The sequence below is a fragment of the Capnocytophaga sputigena genome (assembly GCF_900446695.1).
GTDB lineage: Bacteria > Bacteroidota > Bacteroidia > Flavobacteriales > Flavobacteriaceae > Capnocytophaga > Capnocytophaga sputigena.
The window spans coordinates 498,964-522,258 of sequence record NZ_UAVP01000008.1; the positions used below are offsets into that span (position 1 = coordinate 498,964).

A 23,295-nucleotide genomic window follows, 5' to 3' on the forward strand; every position below is an offset into this window, starting at 1 on the left:
CCTGAAACCTAATATGCCTAATATCAACTTACCCGAAAAACTCTATTACAGTATCAACGAAGTGGCGCAGGCATTTGGCGTAAATGCCTCGCTGATACGATTTTGGGAAAAAGAGTTTGAGATTATCAGTCCGCGTAAAACAACCTCAGGCAGTAGGAAATTCTCAGCAGACGACATTCAAAAACTCAAGCTGATTTATCACTTAGTAAAAGAGCGCGGCTTTACCCTTGAAGGAGCGCGCCAACGCCTAAAAGAAGAAAAACAAAAAACACTCGACAATTTCGCCCTTATAGAGAAATTAGAACATATCAAACAAACACTCATCAACATCAAAGAGAGTTTAGGAGAATAAAAAACGGAGTCGCAGGATTGCGACTCCGTTTTCTTATTTAATGATTAAATTATTCGAGTTCTTTAATTTCTTTGAATTTACTTTTCCAGTTTGCTTGCGCTTCATAGTCAGCCTTTTTCCCTTTAGGTACATAAAGTACTGCATTAGCATTGATGCCGTTAAAAGTATTAGTTTGTACTGCAGGAGGAGTTGTAGCTAGCACAGTTACTTTTGTCAATTTTTTGCAGTTCATAAACGCCATTTTGCCAATAGTAGTTAGGGTAGCAGGTAGGGTAGCTTCGCTAAGAGAAGATAGGGCAAAAGCAGCTTGTTCTATTTCTTGTATCTTAGTTCCCACAATAGAAACAAGAGTCTTAGATGATTGAAAAGCACTTTTTCCTATTTTAGTTACGTTGTTAAAATCAACAGAGGTAATACCATCATTGCTAGAAAAAGCACTTGCTCCTACACTTGTTCCTGTAGCAGGCATTTTGATAGCTCCTTTAGCAGTAGCTCCTGCTTTGAGGGTTACTACACCGTCATTACTTACTTCAAAAATATCATCTTTAGCTTTTACGGTTACAGTGATGGCTACTGTTTTGTTTTGGCTGTCTTTAAGGGTGATAGTAGCAGTACCTGCAGCTACTCCTTTGATAATTACATAGTGGTGCGTATCGTTTTTACCAGCAACTTTTTCAGTTTTTTCTTTTACCTCAGCAGTTGCAATATTATCAGCTGAAGAAGTAATGGTATAATCAGGGTTACCAGTGTTGATACGGATTTCAGTAGTTGCTTCAGTTTCTATTTCGGTAGTAGCTGTGGCAACTGTAAGCTCGGCAGCGGTAACAGTTACTTTGAAAGAAGTAGTTTGATTGTTTGTGTTATCTTTTATTGCTATTTGAGCAGTACCTACTTTGAGGGCTTTTACACGTAGGTTTTTACCGTCGGGGTTACCATTTACAATGCGGGTTTCCACAGTAACACTCACACTTCCCGCAGGAGTGATAGTGAAAGAAAGATTCATATTGCCATTGTGTTCGGCATTGAGGATTCTGTTCACTTCTTCTTCTCCGTTTACAAGGGTGAGCTCTTGATTTTCTACCGAAAGTCTTTCGCTAGGGTCGATATTGCTTTCAACGGTTACAGCTATAGCAGCTTTTTGTCCTTTAGCATCGGATACTGTGAGAGTGGTTTGTCCTTCGGCTATTGCTGTGATTTTCACGTTGTTTTGCTCGATTGCTGCTGTAGCAATGTTTTTATCGGCACTCTCTACTTTATAATCGCCATTGCCTGAAGTGATGCGCACTATAGCGCTTTCAGTTAGTTTTACGGTTACTGCCGATTTCTCTAAAGTAAGTCGCTGAGGGGCTTGTTCGCCACCGTTGTTGTCATCTTTTTTACAAGCTGTAAAAAGAAGGGCTATCAAGGCAAGCCCTAAGGTTAAAAATCTGAGGTTTTTCATAAAAAATATATATAAAATTAAAATTAGACTCTATGGGTTTGTTTTTTGTCAATTGTAATAGGGCACTACTATTTTTAGGGTTTTACCGCGCAAAACTACTTCTTGGGTAGCGGTACGCACTTCTTCTACATAAAATTTAAGGTTTTCACGAGTAGCTACCCCTCCTAACTTCTTGTATTCGATAAGCAAATTGATATAAGTGCCTGCTACTGGATGCTCAATAGGCGGAATTTTGTAATACCAATTGTTAAGCGCATTGATATTAGCACGCCCCGAAAAGAAAGTGCCTGTGGTAGGGTCTTTAACAATACGCGCTGGGTTGATAGCTTGGCTAAGTGAGCGACTAGTGTTCTGGTATACGCCCAACTGATTGAGAAAGCCTTTTTCATCTATACAACGCACTTTCACTTTCAGCTCTTTAGGGGCGAGTCCTGCCGAGGTAGCGGTGAGGGTGGCTACCCCTTCGGCTTTACCTCTTATCTCTACAATCCCACTACTGCCGTTCCAAGTAACTTTCATCACCTCATCGGGGTCGGTAGTGGTGAGGCTCACAATATCACCGCCTCCTAAGCGTATGGTTTTATTGATATCGGTAGGGGCAAGGGTTACTTCATCAGCTGAAAAACTGAGTTCGTTAGGGCGGACGTTAATCTCCAAGCGCGCGGTTTGGTCGTGTGAATGAATGATTGCATAAGTAGTTCCTTGTTCTTGAAAACTCTTTATCTTCAGGGTATCCTGACTGATAGAAGCACTTGCCAAACGACTGTTAGCAACATTCACTGTGTACTTGTGGTTGCCTCCTGAGAGCAATATATCGTGCTGACTCTGAGGGTAGAGTGTGAGCTGAGTGAGCGAACTGCTCTCGGTACCTATTTTGATAGGGTCGGTGGTATCTGTTTTATCTTCGCAGGCGCATAGCACTATGGCAAAGAGGCATAAGAGTATATTTTTTGTCATAACTGGTAACGTTCAGCGATTTGTTGTGTGATATTTTTAAGTGACCCTACAATTTCGGCAGGGGCTAACAAGCGGGATTTATTCCAAAGTCCGGTACCTGCTATAAGTTGGTTTTGGAGGGCTTTTACTTCGTCGTAAGTAAAATAAAGACTGCCATCGGGTTTGCGAGTGAATTGCAATGTGTATAGGAATCCATAGCCTTGCGACAAGTATTTGAAAGCCTGCTTAGGCGATTCACTGTAATTGGCAAGGGTATTTGCCCCAGTAAGGGTGTGAATGGTGCGAATAGCCATCACTTTGGAGAGTTCTTTGCGAATGATGCGCATTTGCTCATACAAGGCTTCATAGCGATAGCGCCCTAACTCTATGCGCCCTTGTACAAAAGCATTGCGAATTTTGCGTTCGGCGCCTGCCAAAGCCGCTACTCCATCGGACTGGGTGAGCGATTGCAGATGCAGGAAATAGCCATAAGCCAAATCCCAATGATGTTCGAGTTGGGTGTAGTTCTCTCCGGCGGGCAAGACTACGTTTTGGTGTTCGCGGCGCAGGGTAGCATCGGAGAAAAAACGCTCATCCAAGTGGTATAAGAGAATTTTATCTAAATAGAGAGCTCCGTTTATAGTGTATATAAACACTTGTGCAGGCGCAATACCTTTTTCGTCTACATACACGCGATCGGCATCGCCTATTCTACGACCTGCATCACCAGAAACGCCTTGCTGGGCTTCGCGCAGCGGAATGTTTTTGGCTACGAGAAAGAGATTTTTCACATCTTCTCTCACTTGGGCAGTAGCAGCCAAAGGTGAGGAGGCTACTTCATCAGCGGGTTTTACGTAGGAAGTCCCCTCATTGTAGTAACGCAGAATTTCGTCGTAAGTAAAATTAGAAATAGCACCGTTGAGCAAACGCCTTTCAATAATCTCCAAAGGTTCGCGCAACAAGCTCACGCTGTGTTCATCAACGCTCGACTGCCCATTGCGGCTGAAAGTGTAGGGGATATCGGCTTGCGGACGCAAGATATTAGCAGTCTCCACAGTCTCGCCTTCGCCTTTTTGGCAAGCTATGGTAATCAACAGCAGTGAAAAATATGATAGTATATGTTTTGTTTTCATCATCTTAAGGCAATACTATATATTCGCAATAAGGGGTTATATTATCGGTACCATCGGTGTTTTGGGCTGCAATGTACTGCAAGGTGGGGATATTCACCACACCTTGGGTATCGACGGCAGTGAGCTGGGCACTCACGCGCGATTCTCTTTCTCCCCCTCCATACACACCGAGATACAGCGGATAACCTGAAGGGAGGGTAAAGGTAAGCGTTTGTGCAGTAGTGGTGGCACTGAGTACCACGCGCTCTTTATTGGCATTTACATAACACACATAATAGCGTGGGTCACGAACATTGCCTTCTCCTCGCTGACATTGATAAGTGAGGGTTACCATATACTCACGTGCTTCTTGGGGAGCATCAATACTTGGGTATACAAAATGTTCTATATCACATTGTTTATGCACAAGGTCTTCGTAGTTAATGGTAGGTTTTTCAATTCCTTTGAAAGGAAATAGCTTTTGGTAATCCTCTGGAGTAGGATCTTCTTCTTTGCTATTGCAGGCTATGAGCAGCAAAAGCGCAATGATACTGTTTATATATTTCATTTTATCAATTTTCAAATATTTCAGCAGTGTAGCCAGTGGCAATTCCTTTGTTATCGCGATGATGGGCTACAAAGCGGTTGCCTTCTCTCACAAAGTTGTAGAATATAATCGACTTGTTGTAGCGCAAGCCTGCTCTAAAGGTGAGTCCGCTTTCAGTACCTACATAGCCTGAGCCTATAAACTGACTTTTATACCTACCTGTTGAGGGGTCTTCCTGCGGATTAGTGCGGTACTCAAATACGTAATACCTATTGGCAACAAATCCCTCTAAGAAAGGCGTGTTAAGCCCAAAATTATTGCCTTTTAGGTATACATCACTTTTGTAGTAGATTTTGCTACCCCGCTTGATAACTATTTGAGGGTTTTGCATCTGCTCGAAAAAGAGTCGGTTGTTATAGGCTTTTTGCAAGAACTGTTGTTTATCGTCGGCTGTTTTGAGTTTTTCAAACACAATGTACTCGCGGGCAGGGTCGGCATACGAGGCTGTTTTGAAGACCATATTCTGCAAGGTATCTTTGCCTACATACAGCCAATCGGCAGCGGCGCGAAAGCGGTTGTTTACTAATTGGTGAACGTAGTTGTAGGTAGTGAACGAGAGCTGTAACTGCGCCTCTTGGCTAAGGGTGTATTCACTTGTTTTGACGGTTTGCAGCGTTTCGCTATGGGTGTCGGCTTGTATAGCTACTGTATTGTCTTTGTGAAAGGTCATCAAAAAATAGAAACCACCAAAACCTTGGTTTAAGAGTTTTTCTACATAGCGCGAATCACTTCTTTTTTCAGCTTTGGTAGGGTTAGCAAACAGCAATGAATCAGTACGGGGGAAGTAGAGCACTTTCCAGCCGTAGGGCGCTTCGGTGAGTTCTTTTTGCAAGGCAATGCGCTGCTGGAGCATTCGCTCTGAGGGCGATTGCTCAAAAACATTGTGGTCTTTTTGGCAAGATGCCAAAAGAAGCGCAATAAATGCTGTTGTTAAAAGATATTTCATATATGATTCATTTATTTTATAGACTCTTCACTTTTACCTATTATTAAAACGGTTGAGGCGTTGGAGACTTAAGAGCTGTAAACGCTTCAAACTGAACCCTACTTTTTTGTTGAAATAATCGGTGATGAAGGCTTCTTTTTTCAGTAGGTTGTTATACGATAAGGCTGCTCGTTGTGCTTCTTCATCCGTGCTATCTACAGGAGTCTTCGCAATATTTTTGGCTATCTCTATCTGGGTGTTGAGATTGGTGAGGGGTACGCTTATCATCTCGGCAAAATCGTTTTCGGCTGAAAGCATTGCTTGAAAGGTGATAAATCCGTAGTGATTGGGCGTGCTTTGGGTAAAATTACAATAGTAGCATTCCTCATCTATACCTGCTTGGTTGTGTGCATTTTGGCATTGGGTAAGCGATGCAAAATACTGAAAAGGCAAGGCCCTATTGCAGTTGTTTAAGTCGCGCTTTTTGGGGTAATACTGCAAAGCATAAAGGGCAGTATCATCATTAGGAAAGCCGTATAGCTGTTTGTTAGAACTCGCGCGATAATCCTTCTGACTGATATTCAAAAACGCCTGACGGTCGTAAGGGTATAGCTCATCGCCCAACAAGCGAGCAAATTGGTGATGCACAATGCGCATCAGCACATATACTTTATTCTTGTCGCGAGGGTCGAAATTATTGATGTTATACAAATGGAATTCACGCCCTACCGCACTGCTATTGATGAGCTCTTGTCCGTTGCCATCGATGTTTTTACCGCCGTAGAGATATATTTTCAAAGGAGCTTTCCCTTTCCAGAAATTAGCCCCTCCTAAAGAGGGCTCACTATAGAGTTCGAGCCATAGGTATTTAATAGCCTCGAGTACCGGTTTTACTTTGCTTACTTCGGGCGGATAGGTATAGGTGCCTTTAGGGGCAGTGTTTTTGTCCCAACGGTATTCCACAGCAATGCCATAAGGCAAGGTGATATTGGTTTCTATCCACTTGTCTAAATCGGTATAGGCTTGCTGAGCGGTTTCGGTATCTACAACGCTTTGTGTAGAAAGTTTTTCACGCTGACAGCTCACTGTGAGGATTAATACCGTAATGAGTGCTATTTTTAAAAGGTTTTTCATATAAGTTTTATTTATTGCTTGTCGTGCTACGACCACTTACCTCGGGTTTGCAGGCAAACCGCGGTTGATGGCTTCTATAGGGAGTTGTATCACTTTGCGCAAATCCTCTTTTTGGAGGGGTTCATTAGTGCGATTTACAGGGGTGTAAAAACGCCTGATGTCTAACCAACGCATTCCCTCGTGCATAAATTCCCATTGACGCAGAAAAGCGATATTCTTGATTGCTCCTAACTGACGAATGCTAAGCCCATAGAAAGGCGAGTAGTTGCGATAATCGTCATCGGTAGAGGCTATAAGGTCTTCCACGGTGATATTGCGAGGATTATCGAACTTTATTTTTTGAAATTCGCGATATTCTAAGAGTAGTTGGTTGTAGTTTTTGAGCATAGCATAAGCTTCCATACGGTTGAGCATCACCTCATCGGTAGTAAGTAGTACGTTTGATACATACAAATCAGTAGGTTTGCTACCGGTACTACCAAAGAGCGACAACTCATCAAACTTGGCGATATACATCCCATTATACACAGGAGTGGGCGAGGTCGCTGGCGTGTAGTAGGCAGCGTTATTGTTCATCAGTTGGGTAGTAAATCCGTACTTAGCCGTAGGGAGCTCTCTTGCCCAACGCGATTGCACGGTGGTGATGAGCAAATTTGCTTCTTCTTCAGGCTGGGTATAACGCTGGTAGAGATATGGACGATTATTGAAAGCATACACATCGTAATAGTCTTTTTTCCAGTGGCGCAACTGCGTTTTAGGTTGCGTAAGTACATAGTTAGCATAGTCTATCACGGTTTGCCATTCGCCTTTAAACAGATAGAAACGCGAGGCAAAAGCATAAGCAGCACGCTTGTTGAAATGAAACTTAAGTTTGGCGTAATAGGCATCACTTACTAAGGTAATTCCTAATTTAAGGTCTTCTTCTATCTTCTGATAAACCTCATACACAGTGCCTCTGCTGTATTGCACCAAAGCGTTTTTCTCGGGCGTAGTGAGGTAAGGAATCCCCATATCGTTTTTAGAGGCTTCGCCTTTGTAGGGCTCTGCCCAAATATTCACGAGCATAAAGTGCAGGTAAGCCCTGAGCAAGAAAGCCTCGCCATAGAGCGCTTTTACGCGTTCGGTTTTGGGGTAGCGGGCTAAAAGTTCTAAGGCTTTATTAGCTTGTGCAATGCCTCGGTAACAACTATTCCAATAGAACAAAGGCGCATCAAGGTCTTCTTGGTCTTCATCTTCCCAGCGGTACATCGCTTCATTCAAACGGGTATGCACGCCATTTTCGCGTTCGGCTACATTGTCGGTGCGGGTTTCGAGGAAAGGGAAATAGCTCGCATCGGGGTAAGCCCCCGTAAGAAGCTCGGCTATTTTTTCTTCCGAATCGAGGGGAACATTTAGAGAGGCATCGGGGTCTTTGTCTAAATAGTTGCAACTTAGCAATAACAAAGAAAATATGTAAATTAAATGTTTCATTCAGTTTTAAACTATTAATTTTCAATTGTTAATTGTTAATTCATTAAAATCCTATTTGGAATGACAAGGTATATTGTTTGGGGGTAGGCAGTGATACCCCTCCAGACTTGTAATACTCAGGGTCTTGACCGTTGAGTTTGCTATCGGAATAAATAAGGAATGGATTAGTGGCTTGCGCTCGCACGGTGAGGCTGCTCATACCATAGCGTTCCAAAGCCTTTTTGGGTACGCGGTAGCCCAATGATATACTCTTCATACGCACAAAGCTGCCATCGGCTACGCGATTTTGAGAATAGTTGTACGTATTATAAGCGCGCTCTATATTCTCCTTGCCAATGAGATTGATAAGACTCTGTGAAGGCAATGAGGGCACCTCGGTACGGAGCTCATCGTAAGGATGCAACCAGCGATTGTAATATTCTTTAGAAAAGACATTCAAATCGCCAAAAGCGGGATCGAAAGTAGGGTTCAAGCGGATTTTATTTCCCGCTTGCGCCGAGATAAAGAAAGAGGCTTCCCAGTTTTTGTAAGTAAAAGTGTTAGAGAGCCCTGCAATCACATTAGGTTCTACTGAGCCGTGATAGATAAGGTAAGATTTTGAGTACTGTGTGTCGAGAAAATCAGCGCCTACTACATTGGCATTTGCGCGGTTGTTAAGGGGATACAATCCAAAATCAAAAGTAGGTAAGCCTTGGTGGTTCACTCCTTGATAGTTGAACGAAAACAATGAGCCTTTAGGGTAACCCACGATATTGCCGCGCCCTGTACCCGATACCATATCGAAAGTGTTAGGAGTGTTGAGCAAACGGGTAATCTTTTGGTTCATATAGCTGAACGAGATAGTAGTTGCCCATTGGAAATCTTGCTGCTGTATGTTTTTGGTATTCAGAGATAACTCTATACCGCGGGTGCGCATATCGCCAAAATTGGCGTACTTATAGTATTCGCCGCCTATGCCCGAAGTGCGAATCAGGTCGATAAGGTCGAATGAATTACGCTGATAAACATCTACCGACATACTGATGCGATTGTTGAAAAATCCTGCATCGACACCGAGATTCAGTTCGTACATCTTCTCCCAAGTGAGGTCGCGGTTCTCTAAGTGCAGCAAGCGCAAGGCATTTTCTCTATCGCTAAAGCGGTAGCGGTTTTGCACATAGTTTTGGAATACACTATAAGAATTTATCGCTTGCTCGTTCATTTTGGCAGTAAGCCCATAGCTGGCTCTCAGGGCAAGGGTACTGATGTTTTTGCTGTTGAAAAAATCTTCGCGGTCTATATTCCACTTTGCCCCCACATTCCACGTAGGCAACCAGCGCGAACGCGTACCACGACCAGCGGTATTAGACCCTTCGTAGTTCAGCACGGCATTGGCGATATACTTACCTTTATAGCCATACGTACCACTGGCAGAAAAGGTGATGCCACGGTCGTATTTTTCGGTAAGAGCAAAATAGTTGTTACCCTCGTTGAGGAGCTTTTGAAAAATCAGCGGATTGGTAAACACCTGATTGCCGCGATCATACTGAATGCCGTAGCCTTGGAAAGGCGTAACAGTGCGGTCGGCATAGCGAATTTCGGCAAAACCAAAGGCTTTGAGATCGTGGTGCTCGTGCAAGGTGCGGTGATAATCAACCGCCAAGCGTCCCATATAGCTTTTGAGAGAGGTTTCCGTTTTATTGAAAATACCCCCATTGGTGAGCGCTATTTGCGGAGGTGCTAAAGGATTGTCCTTATTTTTGAGTAAATAGATATTATCATTGGCTACTTGAGGGGTTTCATTGGCGCGAAACGCCTTGATAACATTAGAATTTTCGGTGATGTAATGCGATGATTGTGTTTGTGCTTGGCGTGCGGATACTAAGGCAGTAACCTCTAAATGCGGATTGAGCTTGTAAGAGGCTTCAGCTTGTATTTTGAAGTCGAGTACATCGATTTTCATATAGTTGTTGCGATATTCCTCCAAAATATTGAAAGGCGCCCAGTTGTTGCGGTAGTACTCCAAATTACCCTGTGCATCTTTAGGTCGCAAAGTGCGCGACGTGCCTAACGCATACGAAAAAGGGTTGATGTCAAAATCACGCTCGAAAGCACCTACAGCTGTGTTTTTACGCTGTGCAAAAGTGCCAGGGGCTTTCTGACTGCGTAAATTCCCTACGGCTGTAAAAGTAGCTTTTAGTTGGTCGTTGATATAAAAAGTATTTTTGAGGTTGGCAGTGATACGTTTCACATTATCGGTAATCGTCCAGCCGCTATCGTGATAATAACCTAACGAAGCATAACTTGTACTATTTTTGCCTCCACCGCTAAATGTAATAGTATGGCTGCGTATGGGGTTGATAGAAAAAAGATGTTTGAACCAATCGGTATTGGCATATTCGCGTTCTCTCATAAAGGCAGCTTGAGCTGCTGGCGTATTGGGGTAGTAGTAATTGCCGGTGTTGGGGTTGATGGTACTCACGCCTTTATACCACTGGTAGTAAATGCCGCTGCGCCTGCCATAAAGGGTGTTTTGCAAATTGAAATAGCCTTTGCTGTTCATCTCTTGCAAGAGTGACATCGTTTCTTGCGAGTTCAGCAAGTCAAAATCTTTATACGACGGAATGGTGCGAAAACTCTGTTCGTAGCTATACGTAATGCGGTTAGGCGTATCGCGTTTGCCCGATTTGGTTGTAATAACAATCACCCCATTGAGGGCGCGCGCTCCATACATAGAAGTAGCCGATGCGTCTTTCAGCACTTGTATATCCTCTATATCAGTAGCGTTGAGTCCGGCAATAGCCGAGCTCACTAAGGTAACCGCATCACCCGAAACCAATTGATCAAGACTGAGGGACACCAAATCTTCATAAATCGCCCCATCGATTACCCAAAGCGGTTGTACATTTCCTATGATAGAAGCCCCCCCGCGAATATTGATGCGCGGCGCCGAACCAAAAGACCCCGTTACATTTTGGATAGAAAGCCCTGCTACACGCCCTTCGAGCATACGTGATATATCGGCAACGCCTTCCATTTTGATATTGTCCATTTTCACCGAAGCAGCTGCCCCTGTAAATACGCGGTTTTGTATTTTCTGGTAGCCCGTGAGTACTACCCCCTCTAAAGCTTGGGCTTCTTCTTGGAGTACGATTTGCAGGCTCTCCCCTTTGATTTTGAAACGTTGGGTTTTCATTCCCACATAACTCACTTCAAGGGTTTGCCCTACTTGCGCTTTGATGCTGAAATGCCCCTCCATATCGGTACTAGTGCCTATATGTGATTCTTTTACCACTATCGTCGCACCCAACAGCGGAGTGCCATTGGTTTCTTTTACCGTTCCTTTGAGGGTAAAGGTTTGAGCGCTAACAGATAGGCTTACGAGGAGAAAAAGGAGTATGTATAACAGTTTGTTCATCGTTAATTTACTTTGTAAATGATGCCACCAAAAATACCCAAAGGATGCCCTGGACGCAATCCTGAAGGGTGACGGGATACCAAATAAGTGCGATTGGTAAGGTTGATAGCATTTAGGGTGAGGGTAAAACGGCGAGCGAAATGCGCTTTAGCAGCAACATCGATAATGGTATAGGCAGGAATTTTATGACGTTCGGCGATAAGTCCTTGCCCTGGTTCAGTGCGCACAGCGCCATTATAGCGAATACCTATATTCAGTTCGTATTTTTTATACTCAGCTCCTATACTCAAGTTGAGGCTATGGCGGTTGATATAAGGAATTTCGTCACCCGCAATCACTCGCCCCCAAGAGTTGCTCTCGAAAGAGTTTTTCATCTTAGTATCGGTGAAGGTGTAAGAGAGTTGTAAGGGGGTTTTTATAGGAGATTCCTCAGGGAATGGCTGGTATTGTGCGATAAACTCAGCTCCTTTCACGACAGCTTCCCCCACGTTGAACTGTTCGAGGGTACCTGTACCGCCCATAGCCGCAAGGTCGCTACCCAACATATTGCTGTAGTTATTGTAAAAACCTATCAATTCAGTTTTTAGTTGTTTGTAATTCACACGCAAGCCCGCTTCAAAGTTGATACTGCTTTCGGGTTTTTGGTTTTCGGTGAGTAGGGTGATGTTACCATTTCTGTCCATCACACGCTTTTCTTTACTCACCCCTGGGGGTGAAAAGCCCTTGTGTACACCAGCAAAAGCAGACAGCCCATCGGTGAGGTTGTAGTGCAGTCCCAAACTGGGTATCACGGCATTGGCTACATTGGTGGTTTCTATGCGTTTTTGCCCTGTACGGCGGGTATCAGCAGTAGTATAATCTTTTTCTAACAATTCTATATGTTCAAAGCGCAAGCCCGCAGTTACAGTGAGCTGTTTGTAAGTCAGTTTAGAAAGCCAATAAGCCGCTAAGGCATTGGCACGGGTTATCTTATTCGCCTGACTGCCCTGCAGACCTTTCCAAAGGAGTTGCATTTGCTGGTTTTTCATCGCATAGATATCGTCCCACTGGTTGCGGTCTTCTTCATCGGTGTGGTAACGCAGCCCCCACTCATTGTCTAAATAACAATTGCCCCATATCGCTTTGTATTCCGCTTTGGTTTGCACGCCACGAGAGAAATAGTTGCGGTAGTTGGCACGCACAAATAGCCCAGGGTTGTCCTTCAACCGCTCGTAATCGTTGTAGAACACGCGGCTATCGGTTTTACCTGAAAGTATATCAAAATAAGGAACATTAGTTTCGGGGTCGGAGAGAATTTGCCCAATGGTGCGTTTTTCGTTGGCTGAAGTGCCGTATTTCACCGATTCAAGTTTGTACCAATTGCGGAAGAAGGTATTGTAATAGAAGTGAGTAGTAAATTTTAGTCGGTTAGAAAACTGAAGAAGGTAAGTCCCCACCCACTGGGTGTGTCGGGTTGTGAGGTGGTCTTTTTGAGAGCCTACATAGCGCAGGAAAGGCGTTCGGGCAAAATCGGTTTGGGTGAGCCCCACATAAGTTTCGTTAGAATCTTCGTCGGCATAGCCCGCTTTGAGTTCAAAAGAGTGGTTAGCCCCTTCGGTTTTAGCGGTATTCACTTTGAATTTAGCAATCAAATCATTGCGTTTGAAGCCTGCATTTTGTTTGTTTTCAAAATGTTTGAAGCCATCGGACTGGTAGCGGAGGTATTCCACCATATAGCCAAAGTGTTTTTTACTGTCGCCTGCGTTGATGTGCGTTTTAAGGGTATTGTTAGTTCCACTGGAAGCACTTAGCTTGGCTGAAAATTTAGTAGGGATAGCCGTGGATACCATATTGATAGCCCCACCGGTAGTGAACGGACCGTATTGCACTTGGCTACTGCCTTTTACCACCTCCACCGCTTGCATACGAGCCGCATTAGGAAAATAGTAAGCCGCAGGGGCAGCATAAGGAGCAGGAGCCGCCAAAATACCATCCTCCATCAAGGTGATTTTCTCACTTCGTTCTGCTTTAGTGCCTCGCAAACTGATGTTAGGTCGCAAGCCATAACCATCTTCTTCGTACACATTCACCCCAGGGACAGCTTTGAGCATACGGTTGATATCAGTATAGCCCATTTTTTGAATTTCTTGAGGAGAAATGTAATACGCTGATCCCGTACGGTTGCGCGCCTGAAACTTGCTACCTAATATTTGCTGAGCCGATACCGTTACTTCGTCTAATTTTTGAATGGTATCTTTCTGTTGTTCATTTTGTTGAGCAAAAGCAAAAGAGGTAGATAGCCAAGATAAAAGTATAAAAACACCCAATGTTTTCATATAGAAATCTTAAAATCGGGCGCAAAAGTACGTATTATTTATAAATAAAACAAATAAGGATTGGAAATTACGAGTTACGAATTACGAAGAAAATCGGCTATCTATAAAAGTTTTTATTTTATAAGAGGATGTCCGAAAAGTTTTATTTTATAGGGGCGTTTGCAAAACGCCCCTACAATGTAACTAAAAAATAGAGGTATGCGTTTGGGCGGTAAACATTTCTAAGAACTTCATTCCTCTATACGAATTGCCTTTGTCGTTGAGTTTGGGACTCCATACCGCTATGCTGTAATGATTGGGCAATAAGGCAACAATCCCCCCTCCTACTCCACTCTTACCAGGTAAACCTACTTTAAAAGCAAACTCTCCGGACTCATCATAAAATCCGCAGGTTTGCATTATGGCGTTTACGCGCTTGGTACAGGTTTCGGTAAGGATTTGTACGCGATCGTGCATACGGATACCGTCGTTGGCAAGAAATGAGAAGATATACGCCATCGATTTGCAAGTGAGTTCCAAAGAACAGAGTTTGAAATAGAAGTTGAGCACCTCAATAGGGTCGTTTTCGATATTCCCGAGCGACTTGATGTAATAACACAAGGCAAAATTGCGATATCCTACTGATTTTTCGGATTCGGCTACTAAAATAGAGTAGTTGATGCTATCATCGTTAGCCAATTCGCGTACAAAAGTGAGGAAATCGGCTTCGGCATCTTCTAAAATAGAGAGCAAAATATCACACACTACTATCGCCCCTGCATTGATGAGTGGATTACGCGGAATACCATTATCGGCTTCTAATTGCACCAAGGAGTTGAACGAAGTACCCGACGGTTCTACATCTACGCGTTTCCACAATTGGTCGCCTATGATACTATAGGCCAAAGAGAGGGCGAGCACTTTGGCGATACTCTGCGCCGAAAATTTTACATCGCAGTCGCCTATGCCATACGATTGCTTGTTGAGACTATAGAAGTACACCCCAAACTGTTCGGGGTTCACTTGTGCTAATTCGGGAATGTAAGTAGGGACGGTACCGGCATTTTCACCCTTTAATACTTCCTCATAAACAGCATCGATTATTTTTGAATATTTCATTTTCAATTGATAATTGACAGTTAATAATTATTTTTTATTGTACGTTTACACAGCCCCAGCCGTCGTAATTACCTTCAAAAGGAGAGGCGAGTTCTAACAAATCCCATACGATATCATCGATATCCAGCGGACTATCTTCACGAGAGGCTTGAACTGTATAAGGATGCGTATAGTTTTCTGCTTTGCGTTCTTCTACTGTTTTCTCATCGCTAAGAAGTACTTTAAAACCTTTGGCTTCAACTTCTTTGGCAAAAGCCTGTTGCTGAGCAGCTTCTTTGAAGTAAATAAAATGGTCGATTTCGCGAGGCACCTCCATTTTATCGCCATTCTTTTCGAGTTGCATTAGCACTTTGCGGTTTTGCATTGTTTGGTAAGAAAACTCATCGGGGTAAAGGAAATTAAAATAATCTTCCCACTCGGGGTCTTCGGCTATATTATACCCCGACTGATAGCCCTCAAAAGCTTGTAATGCTTCTTCACAAGTTTTTGCCAAAGCCTCAGCATTTTGGGTATAAAACCAGAGTTCTAAAAACCCTTCGGATTTCACCACCCCAGCCGATACAGCCCCTGTAGCTTCGGCTTTGTCTCCTATAGCATCCTCTATATCACAGAGGATAGGATATTCTTCATTAGAAGAAAGTCCGTCGGGTCTGGGGTTTTGCATTTTGATATAGAACTGCAAGCGCTGTGTGAGTCCTTCGAGAGGAGCGACCTCAATCAAGGCTAAATTAGTGCGTATAGAGGCAGGAGCGCCTTCGATACGGCACATAAAGAAATCCCAATTTTGGGGGAGATTTTTATGAGTCATATAAGTTTAATTTACAATTTATTATTAATTACTACTATAAATATGGTAAGTTTAGGTTTCCCAAAATAGTAAAAGGGCTTCTTCGATGGCGGTGGTATCGTCTGCGGTGGTATAATGACTAGGGTCGGTACATATCCAGCGCAGGTATTGAGCGACTGCTTGTTTCTGCTGAGCGTTCAGCAATGAGAATTGTTGCTCTTTGTACTCGTCTAAATGGATAAATGTATAGACAAGATCAAAACGGAACTGCCCTTGTAAGTCGGCAATAAGAAAAGCGGGCAGGTGAAATCGCATTCCTTCGGGGTCGAAATAGCAGAGGGCTACATAATATTGGTTGAGAAGCTCTACAGGTATCTTGTGCCAATGGGTTTGCTCATCTTGCTTGCGACAGCGGGTGCGTTCTTCGGCTGGGGCATAATCATCCATAGCATTGCCCTCGCTGAGCCCTATGCCGTTGCCCAAGGTAACGCTAGAAAAGGCTTGCTGTATGGTGTGAATGAGGCTTGTCATTTTGCTGATTTTCTAATTATTTTGGACTATTTTTTAGAGGTTGTTTAGAGGTAAGAATATCTGACAAGTCGGACTCTTCTGACTAGTCTGCCCCCTGATACCTGATACCTGATGTCTGACCTCTACTTCACCCTACACCCTGTAGCTTCCGCTGCCTTACAGACAAAATCGTAGAGTTGCTGACTCAGTTCTGCTTCTTCTGGATGTTTGAATGAAAAATTATTAGGATGTGCTACTTCGTAAGGGGTTGTAGTGTGCGGAGCGTAGAATAATTTTGCGTATTCTATCAATTTCTCTTTTAAAGGACTATCGCTATTTTCTATAATGGAAAGCAAATAGTTGTGAAATTCATCCGTTACTTTGAATACACAATTGTTTTTTGAGGGTTTCACTTTATCCAAATAACAAAATGACTGAAAGCTACACATTATGATATCCGCCTTAGAAAAATCCAGTCCATCCATTCTGTTATCTACCTTTTCAGGCGGAATAATCTCACCTTTACGCAGGTTCCCTATCTTTTCAACCCCTTCAAACGAGCAGTCGTATAACAGCCCTTCAAAGGTACAGTTTTTCAGATTGGAATACCCAAAATGTGCCTTGTGGATTTCTCCACTAAATAGGCAATTCTCTAACAGTTTGCAACTATTGAACTTTAAGCGGACATTCTTTTTGATTTGGGTAAAGCGACAGTCTTTTAGTGTAGCCCCTATAAAATCTCCCCATTTGTATTTACAACCAGCAAAACTGCACGATAAGAAGGTGGCGCCATTTCCACAAATAGCATAGGCACTCAATTGAAACATGCTTTCGTCGAAAATAACGTGATCAATCACAGGGGTAAAATCGTCTGTTTCTTCAATGGCAAAATACTGCCACACCGAGCCTGAAAAATCGGCATAAGATAGGGAGGAGTGGAGGGGTTGGGATATGTTTTCCCACATATAGCCATTTCGCAAAGGAACTTGCGCCCTTTCGCCTATGAGCTTAATCCCACGAAAGTCCTGCAAACCCTCTTCGGTAAGTCCGAAAGGAGATACACTAAGGTTTTGAGTTGCCGTGAGCACCTCTTGCAAAGTAGAATAAACATCCCAGCGTTTTTTAAGTTTTATTGATATTGCCATAGGGTTAATTTGCTGATTATTTTGGACTATTTTTTAGAGGTTGTTGTTTAGAGGTAAGAATATCTGACAAGTCAGACTCGTCAGACGAGTCTGACCCCTGAAACCTGACCCCTAATCAAGCGATTGGTTTTCTTGGGTAGAGACGTGTAGCATATCGGCGTATTCGCTGGGGGTGAGGTTGCCATAGTAGAAGTGAATAGGGTTGATATGTTCGCCGTTTTTGATAACCTCGTAGTGCAAGTGAGGGGCTTCAGACCTACCAGTGCTTCCCACTTTGCCGATGAGGTCGCCGCGCTTCACGTGCTGACCGGCGCGCACATTGTAGGCAGAAAGGTGTCCGTAGAGGGTTACATAGCCATAGCCGTGGTCTATGCGGATGTGGTTGCCATAGCCTGAGGCATTGCTATCGGCGCGGACTACCACGCCATCGCCAGCAGCATATACGGGAGTGCCTTGGGGCGCAGCGAAGTCCATACCATAGTGGAATTTACGCGCTTTGGTGAAAGGGTCGGTACGCCAACCGTAACCGGAAGCCATATGTTTTAAATCCTTGTTATTGATAGGCTGAATGGCGGGAATAGAAGCGAGGAATTTTTCTTTAGCCTTAGAGAGTTTGGTAATCTCATCGAGCGATTTGGATTGTACAACCAACTGCTTGCGCAATACATCTAAACGTTCATTGGTGCTGGCAATCAGCTTGGAGTTGCCGAATTTTTCCAAATCTTTATAGCGATTGGGGTTTTTAAGGCTCTTGCGGATACTATCGGGGATGACAGGAGCGTTGAAGTAAAGGCGGTACATATTGTTGTCGCGCTCTTGGATATCGGCGAGGACATCCTCTACTAATTCCATTTTTTTGTTGAGGATTTGGTAGTTCGTTTCGTAGGTTTTAATCTCGCGTGCGAGTATTACCTCGCGAGGAGTGAAGAACAAACGCGAGTTAATCATTATAAAAGAGAATAAAATCCCGAAGAGTGCTGCTGCCGTGAGGAATATCAGGGCATTACGCACCTTTGTGCGCTTGCGATTGCGGATGCGCTTATACGAGAGCGTCTCGGGGTCATAATAATATTTTACTTTTTTCATACGGGCAAAAGTATAAAAAAAATATGAAATTTGCTATTTTATGACGAAAAAAATGTAATTTTGCAGTGAGTTAGGTGTCAGGCATCAGGTGTTAGACATCAGGTAATTGTTAATTATTAATTGAATTTATGGGTATTTCAGAGATTATATTTATACTTTTTATGGTTTTAATACTTTTTGGGGCTGATAAGCTCCCAGAGGTTGCGCGTGGTTTGGGCAAAACAATGCGCCAATTGCGCGATGCTACCGATGAGATTAAAACTGAAATTCATCATCATATCAATCACACGGGAATAGACACTACTATCGTAGAAGACACTCAAAAAGAGATTGAAGAACTTAAAAAAACAATTGACAATGAAGAATTGACAATGAATAATGAACAATAAACCTACACTTAGCCAAAGGTGCGAGCCGCACAGGCAATAAATGTAACTTAAAAACCTCCTCTTGTGGTACAAACTGCAAGGGGAGGTTTTCTGTTAATGATTAATGGTTAATGGTTAATGGTTAATTAGTGTTATAAATTAGGATATTAAACTATTTTTTATTACCTTTGCCCCCAATGTCAGGTTTTAGGTCTCAGGTCTCAGGGGTCAGGAATCTGACTGGTCTGACAAATCCGACTTGTCTGATAAATTGTAAAAGCAAAAAACATTAAATAATAATTATATGAAAAAACTTATTTTTTCGGCATTCATTGCCACAGCATTATTCGTTTCCTCTTGCGGGAAAGACGACGACAACGGCGGAGGTAGTGGGGCTTCTCTCCCTGGCACCCTTTATGTGGATTTTGCTACCGATGGTATCCAATCCTACAACTTTTCCAACGGCAAACTCAGCAAGGTTACCAAAACAATGAATGGACCTGGTATTACAGGTTGCGATATTACCTATGGTAGCAAGGAAATAGCATTAGCCATCAGTACTGACCGCTCGTTTGGCACTCAAGATACCCAAACTTTCTTGTTGCGCCCTTTGGATGGTAACTATGTATGGTTTGCCTATGATAAACTGCCAAAAACAGGCAACATTTTCTCGTTTAGTTTTACTTATGATCCACAGGAATTTTACAAGGAATGTATCATTCGCCTTTCCCCCAACAAGAAATTTATCGCAGTTGATTCTTATTATTGGGATGAGCGCGGGGTACTCTTGCTCAATACTGAAACAGGCAAGCTCATTGCCGATTTTACCAAAGGACTTACCCGCGATGATTTGAGGGCACAAAGTACCCCCGTATGGACACAGAACAACGAAATGTACAGTGCTATCAAGGGCGTACTCTATCGTTGGAAAGAAGAATACGGCAACAAGGTAGAAAAAGTGTTGAATATAAACAACGGCAAGGGAGCCAACTATGTAACAGTAAACCCACAAGGTACACGCGTGGCTTTTCGTTATGAAGGGCACCTCTGGGTACAGAATATAGACGGCAGCGACCTCCACCAAGTAACCACCTCCAAACTTACAGGCTCCAGCAAAGCAGATGGCGAATATCATCCTGTATTCTCCCCCGACGGCAAATATATTGCTTTTGTAGGAGCACCCACCGTAGGGCGTGCTTGGACAGACTATGACCCATTACAACCCAGCCAAGGAGGTGTTGTGGTAACAAGCGGTGGCTATGGCTATGTGTTTGTAATTCGTGATGATAACAAACTCTACGACCTCGAAAACGACAAAAGTGGCTTCATTGTCCTACGTCAAGAAAGAGGCACACACGGTGTTCCTTCTTATTTTAGCGGTATGATGTGGCGATAATAACGAATAAAGAAATTTTATTAACAAAAAACATTATTCTTAACCCCCTCTTAACCAGATTGCCCCTCTCTCCCAAGGAGAGAGGGAACGGGAGAGAGGATAATACAAATATTATATGAAAAAACTCATTTTTTCGGCACTCGTTGCCACAGCATTATTCGTTTCCTCTTGTGGGAAAGACGACGACAACGGCGGAGGTAGCACTTCGCTCAATGGGGATTGGTATGGATATGTTCTTTACGCCGATGAAAATAATAAAGGAATGCGATGGAGTATTCCTAATACTTGCTCTGAGCAAAGCTATTGGTCAATAGCTGATAAAAAAATAAAGCTAGAATCGTATTTGTTAGATAATAACAATAACTGCCAATATAACCCTATCTATTATGATTATACCTCCTCCAACGGTACTTTTCATATGACCATTTCCAACGATTCTCCAACTGGAAAAAAAGGGAATACCTCTTCTGTTAAATACGAGATGAAAGATAAAGAACTCATCTTGCGTTATAATGATGGGATAAATGATATAATAACTGTCCGCCACAAAAAAGGTGTAGATTACAGCCACCTCGACCCACTTACAGGTCGTTGGCTAATGACCAAATATGTAGTGGGACAACAAGAACTTATTGTAAAGAACGGTGAATGCTTATATGGTGAAATAGTAGCCCACTCTTTAGGAGCTACCCTATACCTTAATTATCCAGAAAATGGGCAATGTAATAAAACAATAAACAGCTACAAATGGGTAAAGGAAGGGGGCAAGTACTACAATGTGAGCAACCCAGCGAAAAAAACACTTTGGGACATCAATTTCTCCAACAATAACCGCTATATGACCTTTGCTATAGATAACGGACGCACAGTAATGCACTTTACCAAAGTAAAATAGTTACGAATGACGAATTACAAATTACGAGAGACGAGTTACGAAATAGTTACTTTACTTTAGAAAAATTCCCTTGCAGTTTGCACTGCAAGGGAGTTTTTCTGTTAAAATAAGGGTTGTTTTGAACTTCTAAAATATTGGATTTCTTTAAAAACATCGTCATTGCTTGTAACCATACCAAGGTTCCCTTGCTCTTTTGAGAGCGCAATGGCTTTGAGGTCTTCAGGGTGCGAGCCGCACAGGCAAATTTGGCAAAGTATAGCAACGTAAATTAGTAAATCAACAAATTGCACCCTCTGATATCGGCGTTGTCGAAGCGCCCTAATACTTCAAAAGTACCATCGGGGTGTAGCTTTCCTAAATCTTGAGTAGCAATAAAACTACACGATTCTCTATTAGCTAAATCGATGATATTAATTCCGCCGGTTTTGCCGGTAGGCAAATAGCTCAGCGCATCATTGGTATCACGTATAAGCACTTTGAGCCAAGGTACGCACTTATAAATCCCCTTGCCTGCAGAATAGGCTTGTGAAAGGAGTTCGGTCATTCCGTATTCCGAATGAATCATTTCGACACCAAAACCTTTGCAGAGGAGTGCGTGCAACTCTTCTCGCACGAGTTCTTTACGCCGACCTTTCATTCCGCCAGTTTCCATTACAATCGTATTTTTTAAGGAGAAAGTATGTTTTTCAACAAGGTCGAGTAAGGCAAACGATACCCCTATAAGCAACACTTTTTTACCCGAAGCATCAAGCATTTGCAAACGCTCGGCTAAGAGGTCGTATTCATTGAGATAGAAACCGCTATACTCACTACCCGAACGCTCAATAAGGTCGGCTACCATAGTGATAAGCGATGAGCCAGTGCGCTCTAAATAAGAAGGAAGGAGGGCTAAGACCACATAATCGCGGATATCGCCATAGAAGTATGCAAATCCTTTGCGAAAGCTATCTTCGTAAATAGAGAGGTCTTTCACATAATGCTGGGAAGTTTGTGCGCCTGTGGTGCCACTGCTGGTGAAGATTTGCTGATGAGGCGCGTTGCCACAATACACTTTATGCGTTTTGAAGCATTCAATAGGCAAAAAAGGGATATGCTCAAGGGCAGTTACTTTTTCGGGAGTGCGTTGTAATAGGGTACAAAAGCGGTGGTATACCTCGTTATTTTCGTATTGATAGCGAAAAGTATCCAAGGCAGTAGCCGTAAAATCCGTTTCGTTGTGTATGTTAATTGTCAATTGATAATTGTTAATTGAGGAACATCATTGCCACAACAACTCCCGTGATAAAGAACAACAGAGCTATAAAGGTTACCCAATTGATATATTTTTTGCGAGGAGTAGCGAGAAAACTATCGTATTCCTTACGAGCTTGCAAGGTGATATCGCGTTTTTTGAAATACATATCCACCAAGGTATGTAAATCTTTAATTTCCTCGGGGCGAGGTTGTTCGGGTTGTTGGGGCTGTTCTGTTTGCGGCGGTTGTTGCGCGCTATTGTCAGAAGATTTATCCGATTTTTTAGCCTCTTTCTTATTATAGCTTTTTTGGCGAGCCATCTGGGCATCGTATTCCTTGCGCTTCTCAGCATCCGAGAGCACATCATAAGCCTCTTGTAAATCTTTAAATTTTTCTACATAGGCAGGATCACCCTTGTGTTTATCGGGGTGATTAGCTTTAGCGAGTTTGCGGTAGGCGATGCGAATTTCTTCGGCGGGAGCTTCGGCGGTGAGTCCCAGCACTTCGTAGTAATCTTTCACTGTCATAGTCCTGCTTTTTGAGTAGAGTTATCACTGGTTTCCCATCCTATGAGGCGACCATTTTGAAAACTGAGTACTACCGATTTGTAGCGCCAGCGTTCAGTAGTAATACCGTGGAACACTACAGGTTGCACATTCAAGGGGCGACCTATAGCCATTTTCACGAGATAATCAGGCATATTTTCCTTATAAACACCCTTTTCAACACTATTTACGGTAGCCTCACCAAAAGTTTCCCCGATGAGTTCCATAATAGTTTCTTTGGTTCGTTTTTCGTCTACAAGGGCATTATGCCATTTTTCGCGTAGTTCCTCTATCACTTTTTCGCGTTTTAGGTTTGCAATTCCCTGCATAATAAGCAGATAAAGCAACACAACCACGCCTAAAGAAAGGAGTACATAGTATATCATCACACTTATTTTTATAATTTGTTACTACTGAAGCGGCAAAAGTATAAATTTTTTAGTAAATAGCAAAAAAATAGCGTGAGTTATTCATTTTTCACCCTTGCCCTTTAGTTTCTTTATTCACTACACAGCTCATACTAAATTTTGTTCGTCGTTACTT

21 protein-coding genes are annotated in these 23,295 nt (G+C 42.9%); 4 read left to right on the plus strand and 17 right to left on the minus strand.

The window, feature by feature from the left end:
* Positions 1 to 13: 13 nt before the first annotated feature.
* On the plus strand, positions 14 to 352 hold the full coding sequence (locus tag DR017_RS08810; RefSeq protein WP_002681278.1) for a MerR family transcriptional regulator: 339 nt from the start codon (positions 14 to 16) through the stop codon (positions 350 to 352).
* 49 nt (positions 353 to 401) lie between these two features.
* On the opposite strand, the gene DR017_RS08815 is transcribed toward DR017_RS08810, so the two are convergent.
* From DR017_RS08815 to DR017_RS08880, 14 genes are all read right to left on the minus strand, one after another.
* The gene (locus tag DR017_RS08815; protein WP_002681238.1) at positions 402 to 1,793 is read right to left on the minus strand and encodes a leucine-rich repeat domain-containing protein; all 1,392 of its coding nucleotides are present in this window, start codon (positions 1,791 to 1,793) and stop codon (positions 402 to 404) included.
* Positions 1,794 to 1,841: 48 nt separating this feature from the next.
* Positions 1,842 to 2,750 (minus strand): hypothetical protein, encoded by a 909-nt coding sequence (locus DR017_RS08820; RefSeq protein ID WP_002681267.1) that lies wholly within the window; start codon positions 2,748 to 2,750, stop codon positions 1,842 to 1,844.
* The gene (locus DR017_RS08825) at positions 2,747 to 3,862 is read right to left on the minus strand and encodes a DUF4856 domain-containing protein (protein WP_002681293.1); all 1,116 of its coding nucleotides are present in this window, start codon (positions 3,860 to 3,862) and stop codon (positions 2,747 to 2,749) included. Before DR017_RS08825 ends, DR017_RS08820 begins: the two co-directional genes overlap by 4 nt.
* Before the next feature lie 4 nt (positions 3,863 to 3,866).
* Entirely contained in the window at positions 3,867 to 4,409 is a 543-nt protein-coding gene (locus DR017_RS08830; protein WP_002681255.1) for a hypothetical protein, read from the minus strand.
* Between the two features lie 4 nt (positions 4,410 to 4,413).
* Positions 4,414 to 5,394 (minus strand): DUF4302 domain-containing protein, encoded by a 981-nt coding sequence (locus DR017_RS08835; protein ID WP_002681264.1) that lies wholly within the window; start codon positions 5,392 to 5,394, stop codon positions 4,414 to 4,416.
* Positions 5,395 to 5,427: 33 nt separating this feature from the next.
* Positions 5,428 to 6,507, minus strand: coding sequence for a putative zinc-binding metallopeptidase (locus DR017_RS08840; RefSeq protein WP_002681265.1), 1,080 nt, complete (start codon positions 6,505 to 6,507; stop codon positions 5,428 to 5,430).
* A 36-nt stretch (positions 6,508 to 6,543) separates the two neighbouring features.
* Entirely contained in the window at positions 6,544 to 7,977 is a 1,434-nt protein-coding gene (locus tag DR017_RS08845; protein WP_002681236.1) for a RagB/SusD family nutrient uptake outer membrane protein, read from the minus strand.
* Between the two features lie 43 nt (positions 7,978 to 8,020).
* Positions 8,021 to 11,374, minus strand: a complete 3,354-nt coding sequence (locus DR017_RS08850) for a SusC/RagA family TonB-linked outer membrane protein (RefSeq protein WP_002681316.1) — start codon at positions 11,372 to 11,374, stop codon at positions 8,021 to 8,023.
* A gap of 2 nt (positions 11,375 to 11,376) precedes the next feature.
* Positions 11,377 to 13,689, minus strand: a complete 2,313-nt coding sequence (locus DR017_RS08855) for a TonB-dependent receptor family protein (protein ID WP_002681272.1) — start codon at positions 13,687 to 13,689, stop codon at positions 11,377 to 11,379.
* 183 nt (positions 13,690 to 13,872) lie between these two features.
* The gene (locus DR017_RS08860) at positions 13,873 to 14,787 is read right to left on the minus strand and encodes a glutaminase (protein ID WP_040361704.1); all 915 of its coding nucleotides are present in this window, start codon (positions 14,785 to 14,787) and stop codon (positions 13,873 to 13,875) included.
* Positions 14,788 to 14,821: 34 nt separating this feature from the next.
* Complete coding sequence (locus DR017_RS08865; protein ID WP_002681299.1) at positions 14,822 to 15,595, minus strand: DUF695 domain-containing protein; 774 nt, start codon at positions 15,593 to 15,595, stop codon at positions 14,822 to 14,824.
* 51 nt (positions 15,596 to 15,646) lie between these two features.
* Positions 15,647 to 16,105, minus strand: a complete 459-nt coding sequence (locus DR017_RS08870) for a DUF6714 family protein (protein WP_002681304.1) — start codon at positions 16,103 to 16,105, stop codon at positions 15,647 to 15,649.
* Positions 16,106 to 16,227: 122 nt separating this feature from the next.
* Positions 16,228 to 17,229 (minus strand): pentapeptide repeat-containing protein, encoded by a 1,002-nt coding sequence (locus DR017_RS08875; protein ID WP_002681319.1) that lies wholly within the window; start codon positions 17,227 to 17,229, stop codon positions 16,228 to 16,230.
* Positions 17,230 to 17,340: 111 nt separating this feature from the next.
* On the minus strand, positions 17,341 to 18,315 hold the full coding sequence (locus tag DR017_RS08880; RefSeq protein ID WP_002681290.1) for a M23 family metallopeptidase: 975 nt from the start codon (positions 18,313 to 18,315) through the stop codon (positions 17,341 to 17,343).
* Between the two features lie 128 nt (positions 18,316 to 18,443).
* Here DR017_RS08880 and DR017_RS08885 point away from each other — a divergent pair, with 128 nt between their 5' ends.
* From DR017_RS08885 to DR017_RS08895, 3 genes are all read left to right on the plus strand, one after another.
* A complete protein-coding gene (locus DR017_RS08885) occupies positions 18,444 to 18,704 on the plus strand; it encodes a Sec-independent protein translocase subunit TatA/TatB (protein ID WP_002681286.1) in 261 nt (86 codons plus the stop codon).
* Between the two features lie 283 nt (positions 18,705 to 18,987).
* Complete coding sequence (locus DR017_RS08890; protein ID WP_002681295.1) at positions 18,988 to 20,079, plus strand: PD40 domain-containing protein; 1,092 nt, start codon at positions 18,988 to 18,990, stop codon at positions 20,077 to 20,079.
* Positions 20,080 to 20,194: 115 nt separating this feature from the next.
* Positions 20,195 to 20,974 (plus strand): lipocalin family protein, encoded by a 780-nt coding sequence (locus DR017_RS08895; RefSeq protein WP_002681310.1) that lies wholly within the window; start codon positions 20,195 to 20,197, stop codon positions 20,972 to 20,974.
* A 268-nt stretch (positions 20,975 to 21,242) separates the two neighbouring features.
* Here the strand turns inward: DR017_RS08895 and DR017_RS08905 are convergent, their stop codons facing one another.
* The 3 genes from DR017_RS08905 to DR017_RS08915 are packed head-to-tail and all read right to left on the minus strand — an operon-like array spanning position 21,243 to position 23,138.
* Positions 21,243 to 22,208 (minus strand): LuxE/PaaK family acyltransferase, encoded by a 966-nt coding sequence (locus DR017_RS08905; protein WP_002681317.1) that lies wholly within the window; start codon positions 22,206 to 22,208, stop codon positions 21,243 to 21,245.
* A 10-nt stretch (positions 22,209 to 22,218) separates the two neighbouring features.
* Positions 22,219 to 22,734 carry a DnaJ domain-containing protein gene (locus tag DR017_RS08910; RefSeq protein WP_002681284.1) on the minus strand — a complete coding sequence of 172 codons (516 nt, stop codon included), beginning with the start codon at positions 22,732 to 22,734 and terminating at the stop codon, positions 22,219 to 22,221.
* On the minus strand, positions 22,731 to 23,138 hold the full coding sequence (locus DR017_RS08915; protein ID WP_002681288.1) for a hypothetical protein: 408 nt from the start codon (positions 23,136 to 23,138) through the stop codon (positions 22,731 to 22,733). Before DR017_RS08915 ends, DR017_RS08910 begins: the two co-directional genes overlap by 4 nt.
* Positions 23,139 to 23,295 lie beyond the last annotated feature (157 nt).